The sequence below is a fragment of the Rhizobium sp. P1_C7 genome (assembly GCF_056406295.1).
Genome location: NZ_JBFUAL010000058.1, coordinates 1 through 2,000 on the forward strand (window position 1 = coordinate 1; position 2,000 = coordinate 2,000).

At 60.9% G+C, this 2,000-nt stretch carries 2 protein-coding genes; both read right to left on the minus strand.

The features are described from left to right. Positions 1-97: 97 nt before the first annotated feature. A complete protein-coding gene (gene tnpC / locus AC1D2R_RS32060) occupies positions 98-1,768 on the minus strand; it encodes an IS66 family transposase (RefSeq protein WP_477973848.1) in 1,671 nt (556 codons plus the stop codon). A 62-nt stretch (positions 1,769-1,830) separates the two neighbouring features. Next, a complete protein-coding gene (tnpB, locus tag AC1D2R_RS32065; RefSeq protein WP_477973850.1) occupies positions 1,831-1,995 on the minus strand; it encodes an IS66 family insertion sequence element accessory protein TnpB in 165 nt (54 codons plus the stop codon). Positions 1,996-2,000 lie beyond the last annotated feature (5 nt).

Here is a 2,000-nt window from a genome sequence, read left to right on the forward strand (position 1 = left end):
GTATGCGGCGTCCACGCCCCATTGATTTTTCAGTTGCAGCGGCTTGATAGTTTTACCTGGGGGCCGGTGTGAGCTCACCGACGAGTATCTGACGAGCTCATTGTGCGGCCTTGATGCGGGCGGCATAGGCCCAAGGCATCAGGGCATCGATGTCTTTGACGAGGTGGCCGTTTGCGAGGCGGGTGAAGAGGTCGCACAGATAGGCGTAGGGCTCAACGCCATTCATTTTACAAGTGCCGATCAGGCTGGCAAACCGGGCCCAGTTCCGCCCCCCTTCATCATGGCCCGCAAAGAGCGCGTTGCGGCGGTTCATGGCCGGGCGACGGATGGCGTTTTCCACCAGGTTGGAATCGATATCGACGCAGCCGTCATCAAGGAACAGCCGAAAGCCATACTGTCGTTTCAGCATATACGCCAGGGCAATGCCGAGATCGGATTTGCGTGAGACACGCACAGCCTGAGCCGCGAGCCAGGTGAAGAACTCGTCCACCAGCGGGAGGGACAGGTCCTGTCGAACGGCCCGGCGATGTCCGGGGTCTGAGCCTCGGATACTGTCTTCGATCTTGTATAGCGCGGCGATGCGAATGAGCGCCTCGTCGACGATGGGTGATCCGCTCTTTGGCGTGGCCTTGATCAGCTTTCTGCGCCCATGTGCCCAACAGAAAGCCAGCTTCAAGGGAACGCCACCCATCCGGTCCGACGTGGCGAGGTGCGAATAGCCACCGTAGGCATCCACCTGGATTGTCCCGTTGAACCCGTCGAGGATTTCAGCGGCATATTCGCCTTTACGCCCGGGCCGGTAATGGAACACCACGCCCGGCGGSGCGGAGCCATTCCAGCCGCGGTCGTCACGCAACACGGCCCAGAGATAACCGGTCTTCGTCTTACCTCGCCCCGGATCAAGAACCGGAGCTGTTGTCTCGTCGACATAGAGCCGCGTGCTTTCCCACAGCAGCCGTTTGGCCATGTGGTCGACCACCGGTGCGATTTCGCTGCCCGTGCGCCCCATCCAATCGGCCAGCACCGTGCGGTCGATCGGCACGCCGTGTCGCGCCATGACCTCGGCCTGCCGGTTGAGCGGCATATGTTCGGAATGCTTGGAGACGGCAATCTCCGCCAGTAGGGCTTCGGTCGGCCAGCTTCCTTCCAGGAGATGCGCCGGCGCTCTGGCCTGGACGACGCCCGTTCGACCCTTGGGACATGCGTATTTCGGGCGGATCGTGACGATCACCTCGTAGCGCGCCGGGACCCGGTCGAGCCGTTCCGTCCGGTCCTCGCCGATCCGGACCATGTTGCCGCAACCGCAGGGACAAGCGATGCTCTCGGGCTCGATCACGCGCTCGACCCGCGGCAGGTGTTCGGGCAGTGCACGGGCCTTCCGCTCCTTGCGAGGAGCGGCCTTTTCCGGATCGCCAACCTCTGCAGGATTGATCGCGCTGGCTTCGATCTTTTTCTCGACGGCGGCGATCCGCGCCTGTGTTTCGGCGATCGCCGTTTCAAGGTCTTCCAGCGCCAGTTCCATCTGCGCCGGATCTAGCTTTTCCGATTTCGGCCCGAACTTCGTGCGCCGATAGTCGTGAACCTGCCCCTCAAGCTTCTCGATCAGTTCCTTCAACTCGGAGATGAACGCGTCCTTTTCGGCCACCACAGCCTGCTCATGCTGACGTGCAGCACGCTCGACCGAAAGCTCGAACTGCATCGCCGCAAASGCYTTSACMACCTCTGGCGGAAGGTYCGGAAACAGGCTGAGATCAAGGGGCGATGACATGCGCCCTTATAGCAAGRCAGCACGAAAAAGCCAAAYAAAACAATGCAAAGACGGCCGGATATTCACCCTGCCGCCGATGGCGCARTCACCCGTTGCGCCATGACCCGCCGCCAGTCAAGACCCTCGAACAAAGCCTCGTATTGACCCCTGGAAAGACGCATCGTCCCATCCTGCACCTTGGGCCAGGCAAAGCTTCCATGTTCAAGAATTTTGTAAGTTAGCACCATTCCTG